The organism is Pseudomonas sp. GV071 (assembly GCF_003050835.1).
Classification (GTDB): Bacteria; Pseudomonadota; Gammaproteobacteria; order Pseudomonadales; family Pseudomonadaceae; genus Aquipseudomonas.
In genome coordinates this window covers 41,716-63,377 of the sequence record NZ_QAOJ01000018.1, presented here as the reverse complement: position 1 = coordinate 63,377, position 21,662 = coordinate 41,716, and the positions used below count along the sequence as shown (strand labels likewise).

The 21,662-nt window shown below is 63.2% G+C and carries 23 protein-coding genes; 8 read left to right on the top strand and 15 right to left on the bottom strand.

Annotated features, from left to right (window positions below; all coding sequences use genetic code 11):
- Positions 1-6: 6 nt before the first annotated feature.
- The 10 genes from C8K61_RS25355 to C8K61_RS25310 all read right to left on the bottom strand — a co-directional run bounded on the left by C8K61_RS25355 (position 7) and on the right by C8K61_RS25310 (position 8,835).
- Positions 7-1,026 carry a putative 2-aminoethylphosphonate ABC transporter substrate-binding protein gene (locus tag C8K61_RS25355; protein ID WP_108099466.1) on the bottom strand — a complete coding sequence of 340 codons (1,020 nt, stop codon included), beginning with the start codon at positions 1,024-1,026 and terminating at the stop codon, positions 7-9.
- A gap of 47 nt (positions 1,027-1,073) precedes the next feature.
- Positions 1,074-2,843: a putative 2-aminoethylphosphonate ABC transporter permease subunit gene (locus C8K61_RS25350; protein WP_108099464.1), complete on the bottom strand. Its 1,770-nt coding sequence runs from the start codon at positions 2,841-2,843 to the stop codon at positions 1,074-1,076.
- Positions 2,843-3,898 carry a putative 2-aminoethylphosphonate ABC transporter ATP-binding protein gene (locus C8K61_RS25345; RefSeq protein ID WP_256589554.1) on the bottom strand — a complete coding sequence of 352 codons (1,056 nt, stop codon included), beginning with the start codon at positions 3,896-3,898 and terminating at the stop codon, positions 2,843-2,845. The genes C8K61_RS25350 and C8K61_RS25345 overlap by 1 nt, the downstream gene beginning before the upstream one ends.
- Before the next feature lie 123 nt (positions 3,899-4,021).
- A complete protein-coding gene (locus C8K61_RS25340) occupies positions 4,022-4,885 on the bottom strand; it encodes a LysR family transcriptional regulator (RefSeq protein ID WP_108099462.1) in 864 nt (287 codons plus the stop codon).
- Positions 4,886-4,973: 88 nt separating this feature from the next.
- The gene (locus C8K61_RS25335) at positions 4,974-5,279 is read right to left on the bottom strand and encodes a DUF6482 family protein (protein ID WP_108099460.1); all 306 of its coding nucleotides are present in this window, start codon (positions 5,277-5,279) and stop codon (positions 4,974-4,976) included.
- A 159-nt stretch (positions 5,280-5,438) separates the two neighbouring features.
- Positions 5,439-5,957 (bottom strand): GNAT family N-acetyltransferase, encoded by a 519-nt coding sequence (locus C8K61_RS25330; RefSeq protein WP_108099458.1) that lies wholly within the window; start codon positions 5,955-5,957, stop codon positions 5,439-5,441.
- Positions 5,958-6,091: 134 nt separating this feature from the next.
- Positions 6,092-6,403 (bottom strand): HigA family addiction module antitoxin, encoded by a 312-nt coding sequence (locus C8K61_RS25325; RefSeq protein WP_108099456.1) that lies wholly within the window; start codon positions 6,401-6,403, stop codon positions 6,092-6,094.
- A 15-nt stretch (positions 6,404-6,418) separates the two neighbouring features.
- Entirely contained in the window at positions 6,419-6,697 is a 279-nt protein-coding gene (locus C8K61_RS25320) for a type II toxin-antitoxin system RelE/ParE family toxin (protein WP_108099454.1), read from the bottom strand.
- 189 nt (positions 6,698-6,886) lie between these two features.
- Positions 6,887-7,921: an AraC family transcriptional regulator gene (locus C8K61_RS25315; RefSeq protein ID WP_108099452.1), complete on the bottom strand. Its 1,035-nt coding sequence runs from the start codon at positions 7,919-7,921 to the stop codon at positions 6,887-6,889.
- Positions 7,921-8,835: a GGDEF domain-containing protein gene (locus C8K61_RS25310; RefSeq protein WP_108099450.1), complete on the bottom strand. Its 915-nt coding sequence runs from the start codon at positions 8,833-8,835 to the stop codon at positions 7,921-7,923. The genes C8K61_RS25315 and C8K61_RS25310 overlap by 1 nt, the downstream gene beginning before the upstream one ends.
- Positions 8,836-9,238: 403 nt before the next feature.
- On the opposite strand from C8K61_RS25310, the gene C8K61_RS25305 reads away from it, so the two are divergent.
- The 6 genes from C8K61_RS25305 (at position 9,239) to C8K61_RS25280 (ending at position 17,786) form a co-directional block, all read left to right on the top strand.
- Complete coding sequence (locus C8K61_RS25305) at positions 9,239-11,767, top strand: TonB-dependent receptor (protein WP_108099448.1); 2,529 nt, start codon at positions 9,239-9,241, stop codon at positions 11,765-11,767.
- Between the two features lie 67 nt (positions 11,768-11,834).
- Positions 11,835-13,769 carry a phytase gene (locus tag C8K61_RS25300; RefSeq protein ID WP_108099446.1) on the top strand — a complete coding sequence of 645 codons (1,935 nt, stop codon included), beginning with the start codon at positions 11,835-11,837 and terminating at the stop codon, positions 13,767-13,769.
- Between the two features lie 90 nt (positions 13,770-13,859).
- The gene (gene tolQ, locus C8K61_RS25295) at positions 13,860-14,567 is read left to right on the top strand and encodes a protein TolQ (protein ID WP_108099444.1); all 708 of its coding nucleotides are present in this window, start codon (positions 13,860-13,862) and stop codon (positions 14,565-14,567) included.
- A gap of 10 nt (positions 14,568-14,577) precedes the next feature.
- A complete protein-coding gene (gene tolR / locus C8K61_RS25290; RefSeq protein ID WP_108099442.1) occupies positions 14,578-15,021 on the top strand; it encodes a protein TolR in 444 nt (147 codons plus the stop codon).
- A complete protein-coding gene (locus C8K61_RS25285; protein ID WP_108099440.1) occupies positions 15,018-15,791 on the top strand; it encodes an energy transducer TonB in 774 nt (257 codons plus the stop codon). Before tolR ends, C8K61_RS25285 begins: the two co-directional genes overlap by 4 nt.
- Positions 15,792-15,833: 42 nt before the next feature.
- On the top strand, positions 15,834-17,786 hold the full coding sequence (locus C8K61_RS25280; RefSeq protein ID WP_108099438.1) for a PhoX family phosphatase: 1,953 nt from the start codon (positions 15,834-15,836) through the stop codon (positions 17,784-17,786).
- 3 nt (positions 17,787-17,789) lie between these two features.
- Here C8K61_RS25280 and C8K61_RS25275 read toward each other — a convergent pair whose 3' ends face one another.
- Complete coding sequence (locus C8K61_RS25275; protein WP_108099436.1) at positions 17,790-18,032, bottom strand: hypothetical protein; 243 nt, start codon at positions 18,030-18,032, stop codon at positions 17,790-17,792.
- Between the two features lie 16 nt (positions 18,033-18,048).
- Positions 18,049-18,222: a carbon storage regulator CsrA gene (gene csrA / locus C8K61_RS25270; RefSeq protein WP_108099434.1), complete on the bottom strand. Its 174-nt coding sequence runs from the start codon at positions 18,220-18,222 to the stop codon at positions 18,049-18,051.
- Positions 18,223-18,409: 187 nt separating this feature from the next.
- On the opposite strand from csrA, the gene C8K61_RS25265 reads away from it, so the two are divergent.
- Together C8K61_RS25265 and C8K61_RS25260 are read left to right on the top strand one after the other, a co-directional pair.
- Complete coding sequence (locus tag C8K61_RS25265) at positions 18,410-18,847, top strand: hypothetical protein (protein ID WP_108099432.1); 438 nt, start codon at positions 18,410-18,412, stop codon at positions 18,845-18,847.
- 34 nt (positions 18,848-18,881) lie between these two features.
- Positions 18,882-19,343 carry a hypothetical protein gene (locus C8K61_RS25260; protein WP_108099430.1) on the top strand — a complete coding sequence of 154 codons (462 nt, stop codon included), beginning with the start codon at positions 18,882-18,884 and terminating at the stop codon, positions 19,341-19,343.
- 22 nt (positions 19,344-19,365) lie between these two features.
- Here the strand turns inward: C8K61_RS25260 and C8K61_RS25255 are convergent, their stop codons facing one another.
- Genes C8K61_RS25255 through C8K61_RS25245 form a run of 3 tightly spaced genes read right to left on the bottom strand, consistent with a single transcriptional unit; the run spans position 19,366 to position 21,660 of the window.
- Positions 19,366-20,325 carry an HlyD family secretion protein gene (locus tag C8K61_RS25255; RefSeq protein WP_108099428.1) on the bottom strand — a complete coding sequence of 320 codons (960 nt, stop codon included), beginning with the start codon at positions 20,323-20,325 and terminating at the stop codon, positions 19,366-19,368.
- Positions 20,326-20,327: 2 nt separating this feature from the next.
- On the bottom strand, positions 20,328-20,732 hold the full coding sequence (locus tag C8K61_RS25250; RefSeq protein ID WP_108099426.1) for a DUF3302 domain-containing protein: 405 nt from the start codon (positions 20,730-20,732) through the stop codon (positions 20,328-20,330).
- 34 nt (positions 20,733-20,766) lie between these two features.
- A complete protein-coding gene (locus tag C8K61_RS25245; protein ID WP_108099421.1) occupies positions 20,767-21,660 on the bottom strand; it encodes an amino acid ABC transporter substrate-binding protein in 894 nt (297 codons plus the stop codon).
- Between the last annotated feature and the right edge of the window lie 2 nt (positions 21,661-21,662).

Sequence of the window (21,662 nt, the reverse complement as noted above, 5' to 3'; positions counted from 1 at the left end):
CGGTACTTACTGCGGCAGTGGCTCGGACTTGCCGTCATAGCGCTTACGCCACTCGGCGAGGATTTTGTCGCGGTTCTCCGAGGCCCAGTTGAAATCGTTTTTGATCAGGCGCTGCTCGTAGTCGGCGGGCAGTTCCTGGAAGCGCTCGGCAATGCCCGGCTGCGCCAGGACGGCGAAGTTGACTTTGTACAGGTCCATCGCTTCACGGCTGGCGGAGAAGTCGGCGAGCTTCTTGGCGGCGGCCAGGTGCGAGGTGCCTTTGATGATGCCGGTGGCTTCGATTTCCCAGCCCAGGCCTTCTTTGGGCAAGACGATATCCAGCGGTGCGCCTTTGCGTTTCAGCTGCACGGCCGGGTATTCGAAGGAGATGCCGATCGGGAATTCGCCAGCGGCAGCGAGCTTGCAGGGCTTGGAGCCGGAGTGGGTGTACTGGCCGATGTTGGCGTGCAGCTTGTCCATGTAGGCCCAGCCCTGGGCCTGGCCGAAGGTCTGCAGCCAGGCGCTGACGTCGAGGTAGCCGGTGCCGGAGGAGGCCGGGTTGGGCATGACGATCTTGTCTTTGTACACCGGGTTGGTCAGGTCTTCCCATTTGGTCGGCTTCGGCAGACCGAGCTTTTCCGCTTCCACGGTATTGAAGCAGATGGTTGCGGCCCACACGTCCATACCTACCCAGGACGGTGGGTTGGTGGCGTCGCGGTAATTGGCGCCGATCTTGTCGAGGTTGGCTGGGGCGTAGGCTTCGAGCATGCCTTGCTGTTTCAGAATGGCCAGGCTGGAACCGGCCAGGCCCCAGACCACGTCCGCCTGTGGCCGTGCTTTTTCGGCCAGCAGTTTGGCCGTGACGATGCCGGTGGAGTCGCGTACCCACTTGATTTCGATGTCCGGGTTCTGCTTCTCGAAGGCTTCTTTGTAGGCCTTGAGTTGCTCCACTTCGAGGGCGGTGTACACGGTCAGCTCGGTGGCGGCTTGAGCTTGAAATGCGCAAGCAGCGAGAAGGCCGGCGGCCAGGGCGGTGCGTTTGAACATGGATGAAGCTCCTAGTGGTTTTACGTTGGCGTTGGTTATTCGGTGGCTCAGTGCCCCGGCGCTGGCTGACGCCAGGCTTGGGAGCGGCGCAACAGCCCACGGGACAGACCAGCCAGCAGTACCGACACGCCGGCCGAGGTGAGCAGAATCAGGGTGGACATGGCAGCCGCGCCGCCGACGTTGCCGGCGTCGTCCATGTTCAATACGGCCACGGCGGCGAGCACGCTGTCGGGGCTGTAGAGGAAGATCGCCGCCGACACCGTGGTCATCGCCGAGACGAACAGGTAGCGGATGATGTCCAGCAGCGCCGGCAGGCAGATGGGCAGGGTCACCCGCAGAAAGTGGCGCAGCAGCGGCACCTTGAGCGACAGCGCGGCGGCTTCGAATTCGCCATCGAGCTGGCGCAGGGCGGCGGCAGCGGTCATCTGCGCGGTGGTGAAAAAGTGCGCGATGGTGCACAGCACCAGCAGGGTCAGGGTGCCGTACAGGCCGGCCAGCGGGTTGCCCGGCTGGTTGAAGAAAAACACGTAGCCCAGGCCAAACACCAAACCTGGCACCGCCATGGGCACAAAGCTGAGCAGGCGCAGGGTTTGCGTGAGTACGGTCTGACGGGTTTTTTCCATCAGGTAGGCACCGGTGAAAATCACCAGGCTGCCAAACAGCGCGCTGCAGCCGGCCAGCACCAGGCTGTTGCGGTAGGCCAGCCAGCCGCCGGGCAATTCCGAGAAGGCGTAGTGGTCCAGCGACAGCGAGAGGTTGTAGGGCCAGAACTTCACCAGCGAGGAGTAGATGGCCATGCCGAACACGCCGAGCAGGGCCAGGCAAATCAGCACGGTGATGGCCAGAAAACTGCGGTCACGGCCCCTGGCCGGTTTTGGGTGGTAAACCTGGGCGCGGCCACCCATGGCATCGCGCTGCCGGCGACGCAGCCACAGATCCACCGCAAAGCTCAGCAGCGCCGGCAGCAACAGGACCATGCCGATCAACGCGCCACGGCCGAACTGCTGCTGGCCGACCACCGCCTTGTAGGCTTCGAGCGCCAGCACCTGGTAGTCGCCACCGACTACAACCGGTACGCCGAAGTCGGTGATGCACAGGGTGAACACCAGGCACAGCGCGGCGAACACGCCCTGCCGGCTGCCCGACCAGGTGATACTGCGAAATGCCCGCCAGGGTGACGCGCCCATGCTCGAGGCCGCATCGAACAGCCTTGCATCCGCCAGCGCCAGGGCCGAGAGCAGCACCATCAAAGCGTGGGGGAAGGTGTAAATGGCCTGGCCGATGACGATGCCCCAGAAGCCATAGATGTTGTCGGCGATCAGCCCGCGCAACACGCCCTGGTTGCCGAACAGGTAGATCAGGGCAATGCCCGGCAGCATCGACGGCGCCAGCAACGGCAGCAGGGAAATCCCGCGCCACAATGGTTTGGCGGGGATGCAGGTGCGTTGCAGGGCGTAGGCAAAGGCGTAGGCCAACGGCACCACGATGAACGCCACGGTCAGCGACACCTTCAGGCTGTTGCCCAACAACCAGCGAAAGTTGGCGCTGCCAAACAGGGTCGCGGCTGCACTCAGACCACCGCCCTGGCTGGCATCACCAGCCACACCGCGCCAGAGCATCGCCAGCAACGGGAACACCACCGTGAGCATCAGCAGAAGCAACAACAGCCATTGGCCGCCTTGAATGAACAGGCGGTCGGGCAGAAAAGCATCGAGGCTAAAGCCTCTCCCACGGGGGATCGCAAGCCCTTGTGGGAGGGGCTTCAGCCGCGATTGCTCTTCAGCCAAAACGGCAGGCTTGAGCTCTACACCCGCCATCACGCAAACACCTGCAAGCTACGCGGCGGTAACGCCACCCAGATATCGGCACCGCTCAGGCGTGGCATGGCTTCGGGTTCCAGCTCGGCCAGCAGCGAATGGCCGGGTAGGGCATCCAGCTCAAAACGCAGGCGGCAACGGTTACCGAGAAAGGTGACCTCGCGCATTTGCGCGGCGAACAGATTGTCTTCATGCACCGGGGGGTTGATCACCACCGACTCCGGCCGGCAAAACAACCGCCCACGGGCGTCACCGGGCAAGCGTGTCGGCAGGCGCAGGTGCAACTCGCCGACCTGGGCATGGCCATCCAGGCTGCGCTCGAACGGCAGCCAGTTGCCCTGGCCAACGAACTCGGCCACAAAGGGGGTCGCCGGGTGCCGATAGATGTCTTGCGGGCTGGCGTATTGCTCGACGCGGCCGTGGTTGATCACCGCAATGCGGTCGGCCATCAGCATGGCTTCGTCCTGGTTGTGGGTGACCATCAAGGTGGTGATGCCCAAACGTTTTTGCAGCTCACGCAACTCGCCACACAGGTGTTCACGCACCCGCGCATCGAGCGCCGACATCGGTTCATCCAGCAACAACAGCGAGGGCGCCGGCGCCAGTGCACGGGCCAGGGCTACCCGTTGCTGCTGGCCACCCGAGAGCTGGCCGGGGTATTTCTTTTCGCTGCCCAACAGGCCGACCAGCTCGAGCATCTCGCTCACCCGCGCCTTGATGGTGGCGCGGCTGTTGCCGTTGAGGCCGTAGCCGATGTTCTGCTCGACGGTGAGGTTGGGAAACAGCGCATAGGACTGAAACAGAATGCCGTAGTCGCGTGCCTGCGGCGGCAGCTCGGAGACGTCCCGCGAGCCGATCACGATGCTGCCGCTGTCCTGACGTTCCAGCCCGGCGATGCAGCGTAGCAAGGTGGTTTTGCCGCAGCCGGAGGGGCCCAACAGGCACACCAATTCACCCGCCACGATATCCAGCGACACCCCATCCAGGGCCTTGAAGGCACCGAATCCCTTGTGGATGTTGCGAACCTGCATGTTTACCGAGTGGGGCATGGCCATTACAAAACCTCGTGGCGCGATTGGGCTAGACCAGACCCATGCTAAGGAGGTGATGCGAAGGCTTTGTGGCAGCGGGGCAAAAGTTACCGATAGTGGTATTGGCGAATTTTGGGTTCGCCGCAATCAGCCTTCGGCGTTGTGCCGTGCCAGGCTCAGAAAGGCGGCTGGCAAGCGCGCATGTCGGCGCTCTTTGAGGCAGTACAGGTACTCGGCAATCAGGGGCGCACCTTCGAGCTCCACGACTTTCAGCTGCGGGTTATCCGGCACTTCCTGGCGGGCAATGATGCTGATGCCGATATTGCGCAGCACCGCTTCGCGGATCGACTCGCGGCTGCCGATCTCCAGCAGCGAAGCCGGGGCAACGCCTGCCTCAGCCAAGAGTTTCTCGGTGAGTACACGGGTGGTAGACCCGCTTTCACGCATCAGCAGGCAGTGGCCCGCCAAGGCGCTCAAGGGCACGCGGTTATGCACGGCTAACGGATGGCTGCGGTGTACCGCCAACACCAGGGGGTCCTGGCCGAGCACCAGGCGAGTGAGGCGCGCGTCCTCTACCCATTGCGAGGAGGCGGCCAGGTCAACGCGGTAGTCGTCCAGCGCCTCCAGCACTTCCTGCGAATTGCCAATGGTCAGGGTGACTTCGCACTGGGCGAACTGCTCACGAAAACCGCGCACCAGATCCAACACGTAATAGGGCGCGGTGGCGCCGATGCGCAACGCCCCTTGCACCTGGCCACTGTTGCGCAAAAAGAACTCTATATCGGCTTCCTGCTGCAACAGCGTCTGCACCATCGGCAACAGGCGCACGCCTTCGTCACTCAGGGTCAGGCGGCGACCGCCACGGTAGAACAGTTCGACGCCGTACTGGCCTTCCAGATTGCGAATCTGGGTGGTCACCGTGGGCTGGCTGAGGCCGAGTTTTTTCGCCGCCTGAGTAATGCTGCCCAGGCGGGCCACCATGTGGAAGGACTTCAGTTCGGCGCAAAGCATAGGGGGAGTCGTCACCAGGGCAGGGCGCCCGAGGTGGCAACAGTATTAAAAAAACATGACGGCTATGTGACAGTGCCGCGTCGCTTATTTACCCGCGTGAGCGCAGCGCAATCGGCTCGCGAATCGGCTCGTTCACCGTCTGGCAGCCACACATCTCACCGTGCGTCTCGCACTGCACCAAATGAAACGGCACCGGCGTGCGCAACCCTTCCAACAGCTCACGGGCCTGGGTGACCGAACGCAGGCGCAACACGTTGCCATCGTCCATCCTGACCGCGTGCAAGCGGTTCTCCACCTGGGCTTGCAGCAGATAGATACCGCCCTCTATCGACAACAGCTCCAGCCCCTGCAGATCGCCGGCAGCAGCGTACTCGTAGATATCCTGAATGTTCATCCGTGCATCCCTTCGTCGAGTCGGTGTGATGACACGAGGCACTGAAAGCCTCACCACCCACTACCGGTACGCGCTAAACCGGGGTGCATGGGATTAACCCTATGCGAGATTTTTGGTTTGTATAGTTTTTACGCGGTAAAAAAAGCGCATGGAAGGGCTCTAAAACTGAGGTTTCGCTCGATACACCCAACTCGGTGCCTGCCCCGGCACATCGTCGAGCGCATCGATGCGTTGCATGCCGACCTTCTCCAGTACCCGAATCGACGCCGCGTGGGCGGGGCGGACGATGGCAAACACTTCCGGCTTTCGCAGGTCGTCAAAGGCAAAGGCCAACCCTGCGGCGGCCAGCTCGCTGGCGTAGCCCTTGCCCCAGGCCTGCTCGGCAAACCGATAACCGAGGTTCAGGCGTTCGACCTCGCCATACAGGCGCGGAGCGATGCCGCCAAAGCCGATCACCGTCTCGGGTTCATGGTGGGTGGCGATCGCCCATTGGCCATAACCGTAGCGCTGCCAATGCTCCTGCCAGATGGCCAACACCTGCTCGGCGTGCTGGCGGTCGGTCATGGGGCCGGCGGGGTTGAACTGGTTGGTGGCAGGGTCGGCGTGGATGGCGTGGAATACGTCCAGGTCGGCGCAGGTGGGCGGGCGCAGGAGCAGGCGGATGGTGGTTTTGAGCATGGATGGCACGGTCGCAAGGCGTTCGATGCAAAGCACTGTAAAGCTTGCCAAGGTAGTAGCCCAGCGCCGCTTGGGTTGCCGGGTGTTTTGCTTTAATCAGTCCATCGGGGTGGAGCGGGTCAGCTGCGGACTGTTCAACCGATGGCGGAGTGGTTGGGCTGAGTCGGCTCCGTCAGCTTGGCAATGACCGGTTGCGGGCGATGCCGCGCCTGCCAGATGTCGTAGTCAGCTTGGACCGCCAGCCACATACGGGCTGTACTGATTCCTGCTAACTCTAGGCGCACAGCTAGATCGGGACTGATAGGCGCATGGCCATGAAGGATGCGCGATAGCGTCTCTCGGGCGAAACCCAAGTGTTTGGCGAATTCGGTGATGCTGATATTGAGCGCCGGGAGCACATCCTCAAGCAATGTTTCGCCAGGATGGGGAGGGTTGAACATGACCATGTTGGGAGCTCCTATTCAGTGGTAGTCCAGATAATCGACTAACTCGATACCGCCATTGGTGAAGCGAAAAATTAACCGCCAATTGCCGCTGACACTTAGCGACCAGTACTCGGAATACTCACCCTGCAGAGCGTGCATTCGCCGCCCAGCGATATCCAATTCTGCTGGTGTGGTCGCACGATCCATAAAATGCAGCAGACGCGCCAACCGCTTCGCATGATCGGCTCGAATCCCACGGGTGGAACCTGTCTCATGGAATAGACGAAGTCCCTTGTGTTGGAAACTAAGGATCATACGCGAGGAGTGTGATGCGATGCATCACGCCTTGCAAGGTTAGCTTGCTGATGGTGGGCATCCAATTCCATTTCCGCTCCTGTGCATAAGTAAAGGCGCCGCTCGCTGCTGGCCGCGGCGCTCGACTATAGGAGTGGGGAAATATCGCGGTCTGGAAGACGCTGCCTAAGTCGGCAGGGGAAAAAAGCGCTAACCGCGCAGCAACGCCAACAACGCACTCGGTGCCAACCCGGTCCAGCGTTTGAACGAGCGGCGGAAGTTGGTGGCGTCGTGGAAGTGCAGGTGGCTGGCCACTTCGTCGTTGCTGTAGCCCTTGAGTTGGTACAGGTACAGGGCCACCAGCATGCGGATCTGGTCGTGTTGTTCCTGGTAGCTGGTGCCGTGTTTGTGCAGTTTGCGTTTGAGCGTGGCGGGGCTCATGGCGAAGGCCGCGGCGGCGTGTTCGAGGTTGGGGGCCTGGCGTACGTGGCGAAACAGCCAGCGTTGCAGGGTGTCGAGCAGGCTGGCCTGGGCACCGAGGTCGTGCAGTTGCTGGCGGGCGTGTTGGCAGGCGACCTGGGCGGTGCTTTGCACGGTTTGCGGCCAGGGCCGGGTGAGGTATTCGCGCGGCAGGCGCAGCAGGTTGTAGGGGCGGTCGAAGTGCAGGTCTTCGCCGAGGTTCACCCAGTACTGTTCGATGTAGCGCGGCGGCGCCTGGCGGAAGTGGCATTGCCAGGGCAGGTGTTCGCCGCCCAGGCGCCTGCTCATGGCGACCACGGCGGTCATGTTGGCTTCCAGCAAAAAGCCCTGTTGGCTGCCGGCGCCGCAGCTGTCCAGCCAGTACAGGTAAGCGTGCTGGTCATCCAGCAGCAGCCTTGGGCTGAGCAGCGGCGAGAGCAGGGCGCGCAGTTCGCCGAGCAGTTCCAGCGCCTGCTGCAGGTTGTTGGCTAAAGCCAGCGCCTGGCTGGCGGCGCCGTGGTGGCCGGGCAGCAGGCGTTGGCCGAACAGAAAGCTGGAGTCGTCGGCGCCGAGCAGACGCTGGGCGTTGTCGATCAGGGTGAGGAACTGGCCCGGGCTGATCAGGGTGTCGGCTTTGGGCACGTCTTCGATGAACAGGCCGGTGCCACGCAGCAGGCGATGGCTGTCGATGCCACGCGACAGGCACAGCTCGATCAGCGTGGCGGGCTGCTGGTGCGCGGCGATGATGCGGCTGTCGCACTCGTACCAGGGGCAGGGCAGGGTCATCAGGCGCTCAGGGCCAGCGGGCGTTTGGCTTTGGCCAGGGCCAGGTTGAGGCGTTGCAGCAGGCTTTCAGGGCTCTCTTGCAGGGCCATTACGCTGGCGACGGTGGCGCTCAATTGCAGGCGTTCACCATGCTGACGCGACTTGTGCGCAAGGTGGCGCAGTGACTCGCTGAGCTCTTTCGCCACCTGCGTGGCCAGGGTTTCGCCGGTGTTGGGCAGCAGCACCACGAAGCGGTCGCCGGCCAGGCGGCAGAGCAGGTCTTGCTGGCGCAGGTTGAGCAGTAGCAACTGGGTGACGGCCTGCAACACGTGGTCTCCTTCGTCATGGCCGTAGCTCTGGTTAATGGCGTCGAAGGCGTTGATGTCGACCACCACCAGGGACAACGGCTGCTGTTCGCGGGCGCTGTGTTGCAGGCTCAGCTCCAGCTGTTTGCGCAGGTAATCGGCGCCGCCCAGGGGCGTGAGTTTGTCGAACAGGCGGTGCTCGCGGAACAGCCGCTCGCGCTTCTCCATCTGCTGGGAAATGGCCAGCTGTTCGTGGTGCCAGTGGTACATGCCGTAGGTGAGAAACAGCAGGCCGACCGGCATTGGCCCCGACTCCAGCCAGTGGTCCCAGGTGACGCTGTCGGGCAGGCGGATGAACTCGTCGAGCAGGTCGATCCACCAGGAAAAGAACACGCAGCTAAGGCCGATGGCCAGCAGGTTGGTGACGCGCCCGGCGGGCCGGCTTTTCAGAATCAGCCCCAGCCACACCAGGGCCAATACGGCGGAGCCGCCTTCGCCGACCAGGTCCAGCCACACCCATTCGGCCACGGCCTTGAGGTCGCCAGCGGCCAGGTGCAGCAGCAGGCCGAGGTTGGCGGCGAGAAACAGCGCGGTGAGTTTGAGGCGGTGGTGGTGCAACAGGCTGGACATGGAGACTCCTGGTCAAAGCGAGATCTCGTAGGAGCGGCTTCAGCCGCGATGCTGTTGATCGTTAAAGGCATCGCGGCTAAAGCCGCTCCTACAGGAAATCAGGGGCGACACAACTGATGCCGCCCAGCTAACCAGTGCTTTATGACGCTCAGGTTGCAGTGGGGGAGGTCAATTGGGCTCAGGCAATCGTGCGATTTTTTTGCGTGGCGGCGAGTGGGCGCCGGCAAACGCGGCTTGGCGGTTTTAAACGCCGGGTCATTTCAGCCCATTCGCTCCGCTAAAACACGCCAAAGCCCCGGTTTTGCTGGTGTTGCCGCGAGCACTGTCACAGAAGCGTCATGGCCGCTGCCTAGCGTGTCGCTCCACTTGCTGGGTGCCTACCTGGCCTTATGGGGAGTGACCAATGAGCATCAATTTCCGCCAAGCCCGCCGCGCCGGGCATGCCCTCAGCGCCTTGACCCTGGCCATCGCCGCCAGTGCCGTGCTGGCTGCCGAGCCTGCACCTGAGGTGGTGGCCGAGGGTGAAACCGAACACGTCAATGTGGTCGGCCAGGCAGTGAGCATGGACAAGGCGATCAAAGAGCAACGCAGTGCCGACACGGTCAAGAGCGTGGTCAGCGCCGATGGCGTGGCGCAGTTGCCGGATGAAAACGTGGCCGAAGCCGCGCAGCGTTTGCCGGGTGTGAGTGTCGAGCGTGACCAGGGCGAAGGCCGTTTTGTCAGCGTGCGTGGCCTGGGGCCGGACCTCAACAGCGTGAGCATCAACGGCACCCTGATTCCCTCGCCCAACAGCGGCACCCGCGCCGTGGCTCTGGACGTATTGCCATCGGAGCTGGTGCAGTCGCTCAGCGTGATCAAAACCCTGACCCCGGACATGGACGCCAACTCCCTGGGCGGCACCATCGAAGTACAGAGCCTGTCGGCGTTCGACCACAAGGGTCTGTTCTACACCGGCAGCGTCGAAGGCAGCCACGACGACAACACGGGGCAGAACAGCCCGAAGGTGTCGGGTGCAGCAAGCAATCGTTTTAGCGTCGGCGATGGCACCGACAACTTCGGCGTGGCCGCCGCCGTGAGCTGGGGCCAGCGCGATTTTGGTTCCGATAACGTCGAAACCGGCGGCGCCTGGGACTTCGAAGACGGCGCCAAGCTGGAAGAATTCGAGCAGCGCGATTACGACATCACCCGCGAGCGCACAGGCCTGGGCCTGAACTTCGACTACCAGGCCGACGACTACAACAGCTACTACCTGCGTACCCTCTACAGCCGCTACAAAGACAGCGAAACCCGCAACGCCGCCGGCGTCGAGTTCGCCGACGCGCAAGCGGCCGGTGAGAGCGGTGACAGCGAAGGCTGGCGCGAGCTGAAAAGCCGCGAAGAAACCCAGAAAATCCAGAGCTACGTGCTGGGCAGCGAACACCTGCGCGGTAACTGGACCATCAACGCCCAGGCCGGCTGGAGCGAGTCCAGCGAAGACAGCCCCGGCCACATCGCCTCGGCTAAGTTCGAGGGCACCGATGACTTCGCCGACAGCGGCTTCAGCAGCTCCAGCAAGCCACGCCTGAACATCGGCAGCGATTTCTACAACCCGGCCAACTTCGAGCTCGACAGTGTCGAGTGGGAAGAGCAGAACACCACCGACACCGAGAAGAACATCAAGCTCGACTTCGCCCGCGACTACGAGTTGGCCGGCAACGAAGCGCGGGTGAAATTCGGCGGCAAGCTCAGCCGCCGCGACAAGGACAACGACCTCAACAGCTGGGTGTACGAGGACTTCGACAACTACGGCATCACCGATGACGAGCTGTCGCTGACCCAATACACCAAGGGCACCGTGCACTACGGCCTGGACAACTTCGGCCCGGGCATCAGCGCCAGTTCGATCAAGAACCTGCTCGGCCGCCTGGACCGCAGCGAGTTCTATGACGAAGAACAGTCGCGGGTGAATGACTTCACCATGAGTGAAGACATCAACGCCGCGTACCTGATGCACACCGTCGACGTTGACGCCTGGCGCATCATCGCCGGCCTGCGCTACGAGGGCACCGAGTTCAAGGCCAAGGGCACTGGTATCGAGGACGGTGAATACGTCGCCAGCGATGCTGACAACAAGTACGACCACTGGCTGCCGGGTCTGCACGTGCGCTACCAGATCGACAAAGAGACCCAGGTGCGCTTCGCCTGGACCAACACCGTGGTGCGCCCGACCTTCGAGCAACTGGCGCCGGGGTTTGTCATTGACGGCGACGAAGCCGAGTTCGGCAACCCCGACCTCGACGCGCTGGAGTCGAGCAACTTCGATCTGGGCATCGAGCACTACCTGAACAAGGACGGCGTGGTCTCGGCCTTTGTGTTCTACAAAGACATCGAGAACTTCGTCTACAACACCGATCTGGCCGGCAGTGGCCGCTGGGCCGCGTTCGATCAAGCCAACACCTTCGCCAACGGCGACAGCGCCGACCTGTATGGCATCGAGCTGGCCTGGCAGCAGAAGTTCAGCAGCCTGCCGGCGCCGTGGAATGGTTTGCTGATGGGCGCCAACGCCACCTTCAGCCGCTCCGATGCGCACATTGAAGGGCAGGGCCAGAAGCGCGATATCGACCTGCCGTTCCAGTCCGACAGCGTCGGCAACCTGATGCTTGGTTGGGAGAACGACAAACTCAGCCTGCGCCTGTCGGCCAACTACAAGTCTGACTACCTCTATGAAGTGGCGGCCATCGACGACAAGGCCCACGACCTGCACGTGGACGACCAGACCTTTGTCGACTTCACCGCGCGCTACTTCCTGACCAAGAACCTGCAGCTGTCGTTCGAGGCGCAGAACCTCACTGACGAGTCGTACTACGTGTACACCGGCAGCCGTTCCTACAACGCCCAGTACGAAGAATACGGCCCGACCTACAAGCTCGGCCTGACTTTCACCCACTTCTGATAAAGCCCATGCGCCCCTAGCGTGGGGCGCGTGTGGCCTGTGCGTTTTGTACAAGGACACTGATGTGATGAAGCCGTTGTTTACCCGAACTCTGCTGGTGGCTGGCCTGTTGCTGGCCGGTTGCGATGTATTACCCAAGGCCACTGATGCGAAGCCTGCCGTCAGCTTGTCGCCGTGGAGTGCCTCGGCGAAAGTGAAGGCCGAGGATGTCCGTTTTCTGCCGGCTGATGTCAGCGCCAGCACCGACCTGCGCCTGGCGGCCAGCGAACGTAATGGCCTGCTGTTGCTCAGTGCCGAGGGTGCCGAGTTGGCGCGTTTGCCCGGTACCTACAGCGGCCTCGATAGCCGCAGTCTGGGTCGCCAGGTGCTGGTGGCCAGTGTCGATGGCGCCACTCAGCAAGCGGCGCTGGTGCTGCTCGACCCGCAAGCGCGGCAGTGGGCCAAACCGCTGCTGTTGCCGGCGCGCGATTACGCGGTGTCCGGCCTGTGCCTGTACCGCGACGAAGCCGCCAACCTGCACCTGTTTCTACTCGGTGAAGACGGCAAGGGCGAGCAATGGCTGGTGGCCAGTGGCAGCCAGTTGAACCAGCAGCCGCTGCGCCTGCGTGGCCTGCCTACGCCACCGGGCGCCGAGTATTGCCATGCCGATGACGCCGCTAATCGCCTGTATGTGAACGAGGAAGGTGTGGGCCTGTGGGCCTACCCTGCGGCGCCGGAAGCCGATGTCGCCCGGGCGCCAGTGGACTTGCGTGCGCCGTTCGGCCAACTGGCCGGCAACCCGCAAGCCATGGTTGGCCTGCCCGGCGGCCTGGTGGCGCTGGACAGCGATAACGCCACGCTGCACCTGTATCAGCAGACTGCCGAGCAGTGGCAACACGTCGCCAGCCTGTTCCTCGAAGGGCTGCAGGAGCCCGAGCGCCTCGACGCTCGGGTCACCGCCAACGGCCTGGAACTGTTGATTGAAGACGGCGAGCAGAAACGCATCTATCAGGGCCAGTTGAACTGGAAACCCACACCCCAGGCCCTGCCGCCGCATCTGCCGAATGTGCCGGCGCTGCGCCAGACCGAACCGGTCGGCCGCCAGGGCGACGCCGCCGATGACCCGGCAATCTGGCTGCACCCGAGCCAGCCGCAGCTGTCGCGCGTGCTCGGCACCAACAAAAAACAAGGCCTGCTGGCCTATGACCTCGATGGCGGCCTGTTGCAGGAGCTGCCGGTGGGGCGCCTGAACAACGTCGACGTGCGTGCCGGTTTCACCCTGGCCGGCAAGCCCATCGACCTGGCCGTGGCCAGTAACCGTGATCGCAACAGCATCAGCCTGTTTGCTATCGATCGCGCCACGGGTGAACTACGCGAGGCTGGAGAGGTGCGCACGCCGCTGGCGGAGATCTATGGCATCTGCCTGTTCCAGCCCGCATCGGGCGAGCTGTACGCCTTTGCCAACGGCAAGGACGGCACCTTCCTGCAGTACCGCCTGACCGACCAGCAAGGCCAGATCGAGGGCCAGCAGGTGCGCCGTTTCAAGGTCGACAGCCAGCCCGAAGGCTGCGTTGCCGATGACCGTCAGCAGCGCCTGTTTATCGGCGAGGAAGACGTCGGCGTGTGGACCGTGGATGCCCGCCCGGATGCCTCGGGCGAGCTGACCAGCGTGCTCAAGGTCGGCGAGGTATTGAAGGCTGACGTCGAGGGCATGGGCCTGTTCCACGGTGCCCATGGCGACTACCTGGTGGTGTCCAGCCAGGGCAACGACAGCTATGTGCTGCTCGATGCGCAGCCACCGTTTGCCGTGCACGGCGCCTTCCGCGTCGGCCTCAACGGTGCCCTGGGCATTGACGGTGCTTCGGAAACCGATGGTTTGGAAGTGACTGGCGCCAACCTCGGCGGCCCCTGGAACCAGGGCCTGCTGGTGGTGCAGGACGGCCGCAAGCGCATGCCCGAGAGCACGCAGAACTTCAAGCTGGTGCCCTGGAGTGACGTGGCCAAGGCGTTGGGCTTGCCCTGAGGGGCTGTCATCAGTTGGTAACGCCTGCGTAATCGAATAGCCGTACAACACACCCCGTGAAGGCGGGGTAATGAGACAAGGAGCTGCACCATGCACAGCACACTCGACCAGATGAGCGTCTGGAGCCTGATCAACGATGCCTCGCTGCTGGTAAAGGGCGTGATGCTGATTCTGCTGTTGGCCTCGTTGGTCAGCTGGTACCTGATTGTGCAGCGCAGTTTGCTGCTGGGGCGTATCGAGCGCCTGCTCAAGCAATTTCAGCTGCGCTTTCGCAACAGTAATGACCTCGCACAGCTGTACCGCGAAGGCGGCGAACAGCTGGATGACGAGGCCTGCCTGCAGCGGATTTTCCACGAGGGTTTCAGCGAGTACAGCCACCTGCGCCGCGAGCCTGGCATCACCCCCGAAGCGGTGGTGGATGGCGTTGAACGGCGCCTGCTGGTGAGCATCAGCGAGGAGCAGGAACGCCTGGAAAAGGGCCTGGCGTTTCTCGCCACGGTGGGTTCGGTAAGCCCTTATATCGGCCTGTTCGGCACGGTGTGGGGGATCATGAATTCCTTTATCGGTTTGTCCCAGGTGCAACAGGCCACCCTCGGCACCGTGGCGCCGGGCATCGCCGAGGCGTTGATCGCCACCGCCATCGGCCTGTTCGCGGCGATTCCAGCGGTGATCGCCTACAACCGTTTTGCCGCGCGGGTGGAAACCCTCAGCACGCGCTTCTACAGCTTCGGCAACGAGCTGCAAGGCCGCCTGCACCGCGCCCTGCAGGCCACCACGCGCCTCGCGCAAGCGGCCTGAGGACAACCCCATGCGCAAGCCAGTTCGCAAGCACGGGCCCAAGGCCGAGATGAACGTGGTGCCCTATATCGACGTGATGCTGGTGCTGCTGGTGATCTTTATGGTCACCGCGCCGATGCTCACCCAGGGGGTGAAAATCGAGCTGCCCAAGGTGGCCGCCGAAGCCCTGGCGAGCAACAGCCAGCAGCAGATTCTGACCCTCTCGGTGAAGGCCGATGGCGGCTACTACTGGAACCTCGGCGCCGAGCTCGACAGCCATCAGCAAGAAGACAGCGCCGTCGGCCTGGAGGAAATGACCGCCAAGGTCGGCGCAATCATTGCCGCGCGTGGCGACACCCAGGTGTATATCCGCGCTGATCACAACACCGACTACGCCACGGTGGTGGCCGGGATGGCGGCGTTGCAACAAGGCGGCGTGCGCAACCTCGGCCTGATCACCGAGGCGCCGCAATGAGTGCCGCGCTGATGCCTGCTACCCAGCCCATGTCCGCGGTGCAATGGCCCAGCCGCGTCTGGTCGCGGCATGCCTTGGCCGTGAGTATTGCTGTGGGGTTGCATGCGTTGGCGCTGGTCGGTCTGGTCAGCCACTGGCAGCCCAGCCCACCCGCTGAGCCGACGGTGCACACGCTGACCACGCAGATCATCACCCTGGCGCCACCCACTCCGGTGCCAGTGCCTGAGCCGGTGGTGGCTGCTGCGCCGCCTGTGCCGGTGCAACCCGAGGTGCTGACGCCGCCACCGAAACCGTTGGTGAGCAAGCCCGTGGAGACCAAGCCCAAGCCGCAGATCGACCACGCCGCTCTGGCGCGCAAACGGGTGCAAGAGCAGGAACAACAAGCGGCCGCCGTGGCGCAGCAACAGGCCGAGCAGCAACGCGAGCAACAGCAGGCCGCTGCTGCCCAGGCCCAGGCTGATGCAAAAGCACGCGCCACCGCCGAGGCACTGGCCGCTGAAAGCCGGCCCTATTTGCCGGTTAGCAAGGAGGCGCCGGCATACCCGGACAAGGCTCTGGAAAAAGGCATCGAAGGCGACTGCACGGTGACCTACACCGTCACCCCGCAAGGCCGGGTGGAAAACCCGCAGGTGCTGGGCCAGTGCCATCCGCTGCTGGTGCGCCCGTCGTTGGCGGCTGCGCGGACCTTTCGTTATCAGCCGCGGATAGTCGATGGCCAGGCCATCAGCGTCAGCAATGTAAAAAACACCTTTCACTACCGAATCGAGTAAGTTCGGCGCACAGCGCCGGGCACTGACTTTACGAGAGCCGTCATGAGCCACGATCACGAGCAGTTTCATCAGCGTCTGGAAAGCCACGACAACATCGCCATCAACCCCAGCAGCAACCCGAGCCTGGCCGAACTCCTCAACCCCAGCCGGCGCAATGTGCTAAAGGGCGGCCTGAGCGTGGCGATTCTGGGCTTTTTCGGTGGGCTCGGTGCCTGCAGCAAAATCGGCGCGAGCTCGCTGCTGAACTTCAAGGGTGTGCCCGTGCAACTCGACCCGCAGTTCGATCGCGTACTGGTCGCCGAGGGTTATCGCGCGGTGCCGTTCTTCTCCTGGGGCGACCCGGTAGAGGCGGGCGCACCGGCCTGGAACCCGGACGCCAGCGACGACTGGCAAGCTCAGTTGAAGCAGGCCGGCGACAACCACGACGGGATGAACTTCTTCGCCTTCGAAGGCGAAACCGACCGTGGCTTGCTGGTGATGAACCACGAGTACATCAACCCGCACCTGCACCCCTCCAGCACCATCGACCAGAGCAAGCCGCGCCCGCTCGATGAAGTGCGCAAGGAGCAGGCCGCCCACGGGGTGTCGGTGATCGAAGTGAAAAAAGACGCCGATGGCCAATGGCAGCGCGTGCTCGATTCCTCCTACAACCGCCGCATCAGCATGCTCACCCCCATGCGGGTGGCCGGGCCATTGGCCGGCCATGAGCTGATGCAAACCGTCAGCGACCCCAACGGCCTGGAAGTGCTCGGCACCCTCAACAACTGCTCCACCGGCGTTACGCCCTGGGGCACCTTCCTTACCTGCGAAGAGAACTGGCCGAATTACTTTATCAACCGCGACCAGGCCGACTTCGCCCAGCGCGTGGCCCACAAGCGTTATGGCCTGGCCTCAAGCGGCACCAGTAAGAACTACGCCTGGGAAACCGCCGACCCACGCTTCGACGCCACCCCGGACGCCAATCAGGCCCACGGCGGTCATGTGAATGAGCCGAACCGCTTTGGCTGGGTGGTGGAAATCGACCCGTTCGACCCCAAGGCGCAACCGATCAAGCGCACCGCCTTCGGCCGTTTCAGCCGTGAATGCGCGGCGCTGAGTCTGGGCGATGACGGCAAGATGGCGTTCTATTCCGGCGACGATGCCAAGGGCGAGTACATCTACAAATTTGTCCCTGCCGGCAAGCACGATGCCGCCAACCCCAAGGCCAGCCGCGACCTGCTCGACAGCGGCACGCTGTACGCCGCCAAGCTGAATGCCGACGGCAAGGGCCAGTGGCTAGCGCTGGTGCATGGTGAGAACGGCCTGACCGCCGCCAATGGTTTTGCCAGCCAGGCCGAGGTTTTGGTCAACGCCCGTGCGGCTGCCGACAAGGCCGGCGCCACGCCAATGGATCGCCCGGAGTGGGCCGCCGTGCACCCGCGTACCCGCGAGGTCTATGTGACCCTGACCAACAACGATGGGCGCGGCAGCAAGCAGGCCGTGGACAAGGCCAACCCGCGTGCCCAGAACCTCCACGGGCATATCCTGCGGTTCAACGAGCAGGACGCTAACCCGACCGCTCTGGCCTTTACCTGGGAGTTGTTTTTGCTGGCGGGGGAGGCACAGGGCACCAAGGACAAGGACGGAAAACCGCTACCGGCCAACCTCACCGGTACCATCAACGGCGACATCCTGTCCTCGCCCGACGGCTTGGCGTTCGACGACGCCGGGCGCTTGTGGATTCAGACCGACTACGACGACGTGGAGCCGGCGATGCAGAACATGGGCTGCAATCAGTTGCTCTGCGCCGACCCGTCCAGCCGCGAAGTGCGGCGTTTTCTGGTGGGGCCACGCGGTTGCGAAATCACCGGCCTGACCTGGAGCCCGGATGGCAAAGCGATGTGGGCGAATATCCAGCACCCCGGCATCAGCTTCCCGGCCAGCGATGGCAAAACCCGACCGCGCTCGACCACGCTGCTGATCACCCGCCTGGACGGTGGCGTGATCGGCGCGTGAGGGTCAGGAAAAAACCAATGTGGTCTTGGCCTGCTGCATGACATTGCCGGAGAGTTGCTCGCCGGCAAACCGCACGATCACGTAGTTGGCGCCGCTGGGGAACACCGAGTCGTTGGCCGCGGCCGAGGCGGAATACACCCCCAGGCGCTCTTCACGGATCACCGTGGGCTGACTCAGCTCGATAGAACCCTGGGCAAAGCACAGGATGATATCGGCGGGACCTTCATGAAGAATGCGGCGCGGCATGGCAGGCCCTGCAAGGTCAGGCTGGAGCGGCAGCAGGTTGTCGCTTCTTGGCATCGTCACGCATGATCGCCACGTCCTTCGGTGCCGCAATGCCGATACGCACCTGGTTGCCGTTGACCTCGACCACTGTCACCGAAATGTCAGCACCAATTTGCAGCGTTTCGCCTACGCGGCGGGTAAGTATCAGCATGAGCCTGCTCCAGTGGGTCACGATGCCGGAGGCCGCGGTACGGCTCTCCCATTGAGGGCTATGACCTAGGAAATTGCCGAGAGGTTTCAAGAATTTTTCCTAAACCTTGGATGGGCGCCGGGCGTGTACGCAAAATTTCCGCGCAGTGCGTTATCCTCGCCGCCCACGCCATGCAGGGAGCGCCGCAGTGAGCATCAACAGTACCGACCATCTTTTCGCTGTCATCACGCCGGGCCTCTTGTATGCCGTGAGTCTGGGCACCACCTGGGGCGGTTTTCTGCTGATGCCCGTGCTCTATTTCGTGTTTCGCCGCTTGTCTATGCCGTTGGCCAAAGACTGCACCCTGAAACTCTTTGATTTGACCCTTTCGCTGATGCTGATCGGCTTGGTGCTGGGCGGCTTTCTGGCGGCGCTGAATTTAGTAGCACGGGATGGCGAGATGCACATTCCGTTGATTTCCGATGGTCTGTTTGTCTACGTCCTGGGCCTGTTGGGCGCGATCTACTACACCGTCTGTGTACTGCTGCTCAGCATCAAGACCTACCAGAGCAAACCCTATACGGCCAAGCTGTCGATGGGGATTTTCGAAGCCTTGCGTGGCAAGCGCACACCCGCCGTGGAGTGATCCGCGCCGCCACGCCTTGCAGGGAGCACCGCTGATGTCGATTTTTCCGCTTAAACCTTCACCCACTCTGGTTCTGTTGGCGCTGCTGGCTGGCGGCTGTCAGTCGGCTATTGCCTGTTCGGTCACCACCCCACCGGCAGACTGGGCCACCGGCTCGGCGCGCTGGGACGGTGACTGTGCCGGCGAGCAGGCCGAGGGTTTGGGCGTGCTCAAGGAACAGCAGGGCTCTGCGGTGAAACGCCTGTTCTTTGGCCGTGCGCAACAGGGCGAATTGGCCCTCGGCGTGATCGAGGTGCCGGAGCAGGGTTTTATGCCGGGGAAATTCGAGGCGGGCCGAGTGCTTAGCAGCGATGACCGCCAGACCGTGCTGGACGCCTTCGAGACCGCTGCGCAGGCTGCGGCGGCGGCCGCACAGCGTTTCGAACAGGCCGGCAATGCGCCGTCGGCGGCCTTCTACCGGGGCAAGGAACGGGCGCTCTTGCAACAGATGGACTGAGCGCCCAGCGCCTTGGCGCCGCTTAGTGGAACGGAAAGATGTAGTTCATCCACGAGGCCATGCGCAGCAGAATCTTGCGCATGATGGCGACATGGTGGAAGTGCTCGCTGTAGATCGCCGCCTGGCCGTACGAGCCGCCGGGCATCATCGCGCGGTAGGGCTCGTAGTCCGGGTCGGTGATCTCGATGACCACCGGCACCCGCCCGGCCGGTGGCGAACCGGTGTAGCTGATCAGGGTGCCGGAGGGCTGCACCTGCCCTTCACCGATTACCGGCAATACGTTCTTCACCTTGCCCTTGAATACCTTGCCGGGAATGCCATCGAAGGCCACTTCGGCTTCATCGCCAAGCACCAAGCGCAGCTGGCTGTTCTGCCGCATCCAGGCGGTGAAGTATTGGGTTTCGGCGGGGATGAAGACCATCGAGGGGCGCAGCGGCAAGCGCGTGGCCATCATGCCCGGGCGCAGTGACACATGCACCACCATGCCATCTCCGGGCGCGCGCACGGTGGTGTTATCCAGTTCGAACTGGGCAATGTTCAGTTGTGCCTGCAGATCGTCGACGCGGGCGGTGGCGATGTCTTCGTCGCGGCGGTTGCCGACGTTGCGTTTGACCAGCTCGCTGGCCCGAAACAGGTCGGCCCGCGCGGACACCAGTTGCGCCTTGATCGACTTGACCTTGTTGGAGAAGGGCGTGGGGTCGATGCGAAACAGCACATCACCTTTTTTCAGCGGCGTATTGCCCTGCACCGGCACGTCTACCACCAGGCCGCTGACTGCCGGCACCACCGGTGTCGAGACGAAATAGGCGCGCGCCACTTCGGAGTAGGGGTGGTTGTAGTTCATGGTGAAGATCAGCGCGCCGATCAACACGATGCCGCCGAGCACGGCGGTAGGCACCGTCCATTTGTTCAGCGGTATGCGGAACAGTTTGAAGATCGCTACACAGAGTGCCGCGTAGGTCAGGATCAGTAACAGGTCCATGTTCAGAGCTCCTTGTCGGCGTCAGCCGCCGGTGGCAGCGGTTCGCTGGCGGGTGTTGGCGCGACTGCGACTGCGGCTGTTACGGGTGCCTGCGCCTCCAGCGCAGCCAGTCGTTGTTGCAGCTCGAGCACTTGCTGTTCCAGGCGCAGCACATGGTCACGGGGGGCTTTGCCGTCGCCGAAGCCCCAGCCGCGGTCCTCGCGGTACAAGGTCGCCCAGATCCACAGGAACGGCCACAGCACATGCAGGGTGAACAGGCTCACCCAGCCGGTGGCGTGGATCGCGTCCTGGTGCGGATGGTTGCGGTGTTTGGCGATTTCGTAGGGGATGTCGTGCAGGGCAATGATGCCGTAGAACAGCACGATGCCGACGAAGAACAGAATCCCCAGGGCGAAGTAGTCGAGCATAAACAGCGTTCCTCAGATGAATAAAACGGGGCGCTTATGGCAGCGCGTAAACCTTGTGCAAGTCCTGCAGGGTTTTGTCTGGCGGGCCGAAGTAACGGCTGTAGGCCTGGTCGATTTCGCCGCTGCGGTACAGCGCGCTGAGGGCGCTGTCCACCAGCAGGTGGAAGTCTTCATCACCGCGAGGCAGGGCCATGGCGGTGGGGCTGTAATCGAAAATCCGGTTGAGCACTTTCAGCTTGGCGCCGTCTGGGTCTTGGCTCAGGTAGTGCTTGAGCAGCATGCGTTCGGAGAAGAACGCATCGGCATTACCCTGCGCGACCTGGCGAACGCCGTCGGCGTCGTTGCTGACGCTGATCAGGTTGACCACCACCCCCAGCCGGTTCACCTGCTGATGAATCCAGGCTTCGGTGACCCCGCCAGCGGTGGTGGCGAAGGTATGCCGAGCGATGCCGCGATTGATCGTGGCGCGCCACGTCGGCCCCTCGTGGGCGGTCTCGCCATTGAGCACGCGCACCAGGTCGTCGGCCGCATTCTGGCGCACCACGGCAGCGAGGCCGGCGGTGTACACCGGAATCGAGAAGCTGACCGTCTTGCGCCGTTCCAGGGTTTGCGGGGTGGGGGTGCACAGCAGGTCGATGCTGCCGCTGCTGACTGCGGTGATGCTCTCGGCGCGGCTGACGGCTTTGAACTGCACCTTTACGGCGTCCAGCCCCGGCTGATGACGCAGGTAGTCGGCCACCTGGTTGCACAGCTCTATGGCATAGCCTTCGGGTTTGCCGCCGCTGTCACTGCTGAAGGGGGCGAAGTCGGGCAGGTAGCCGAGGGTGAGGGTGTGGCTGCTGCGCACGCGCTCCAGGGTATCGGCCCCGGCGATAGCGGGCAGGGTGCTCAACAGGCCGACCAGCAACAGGCTCAAGTGGGTGTTCATGG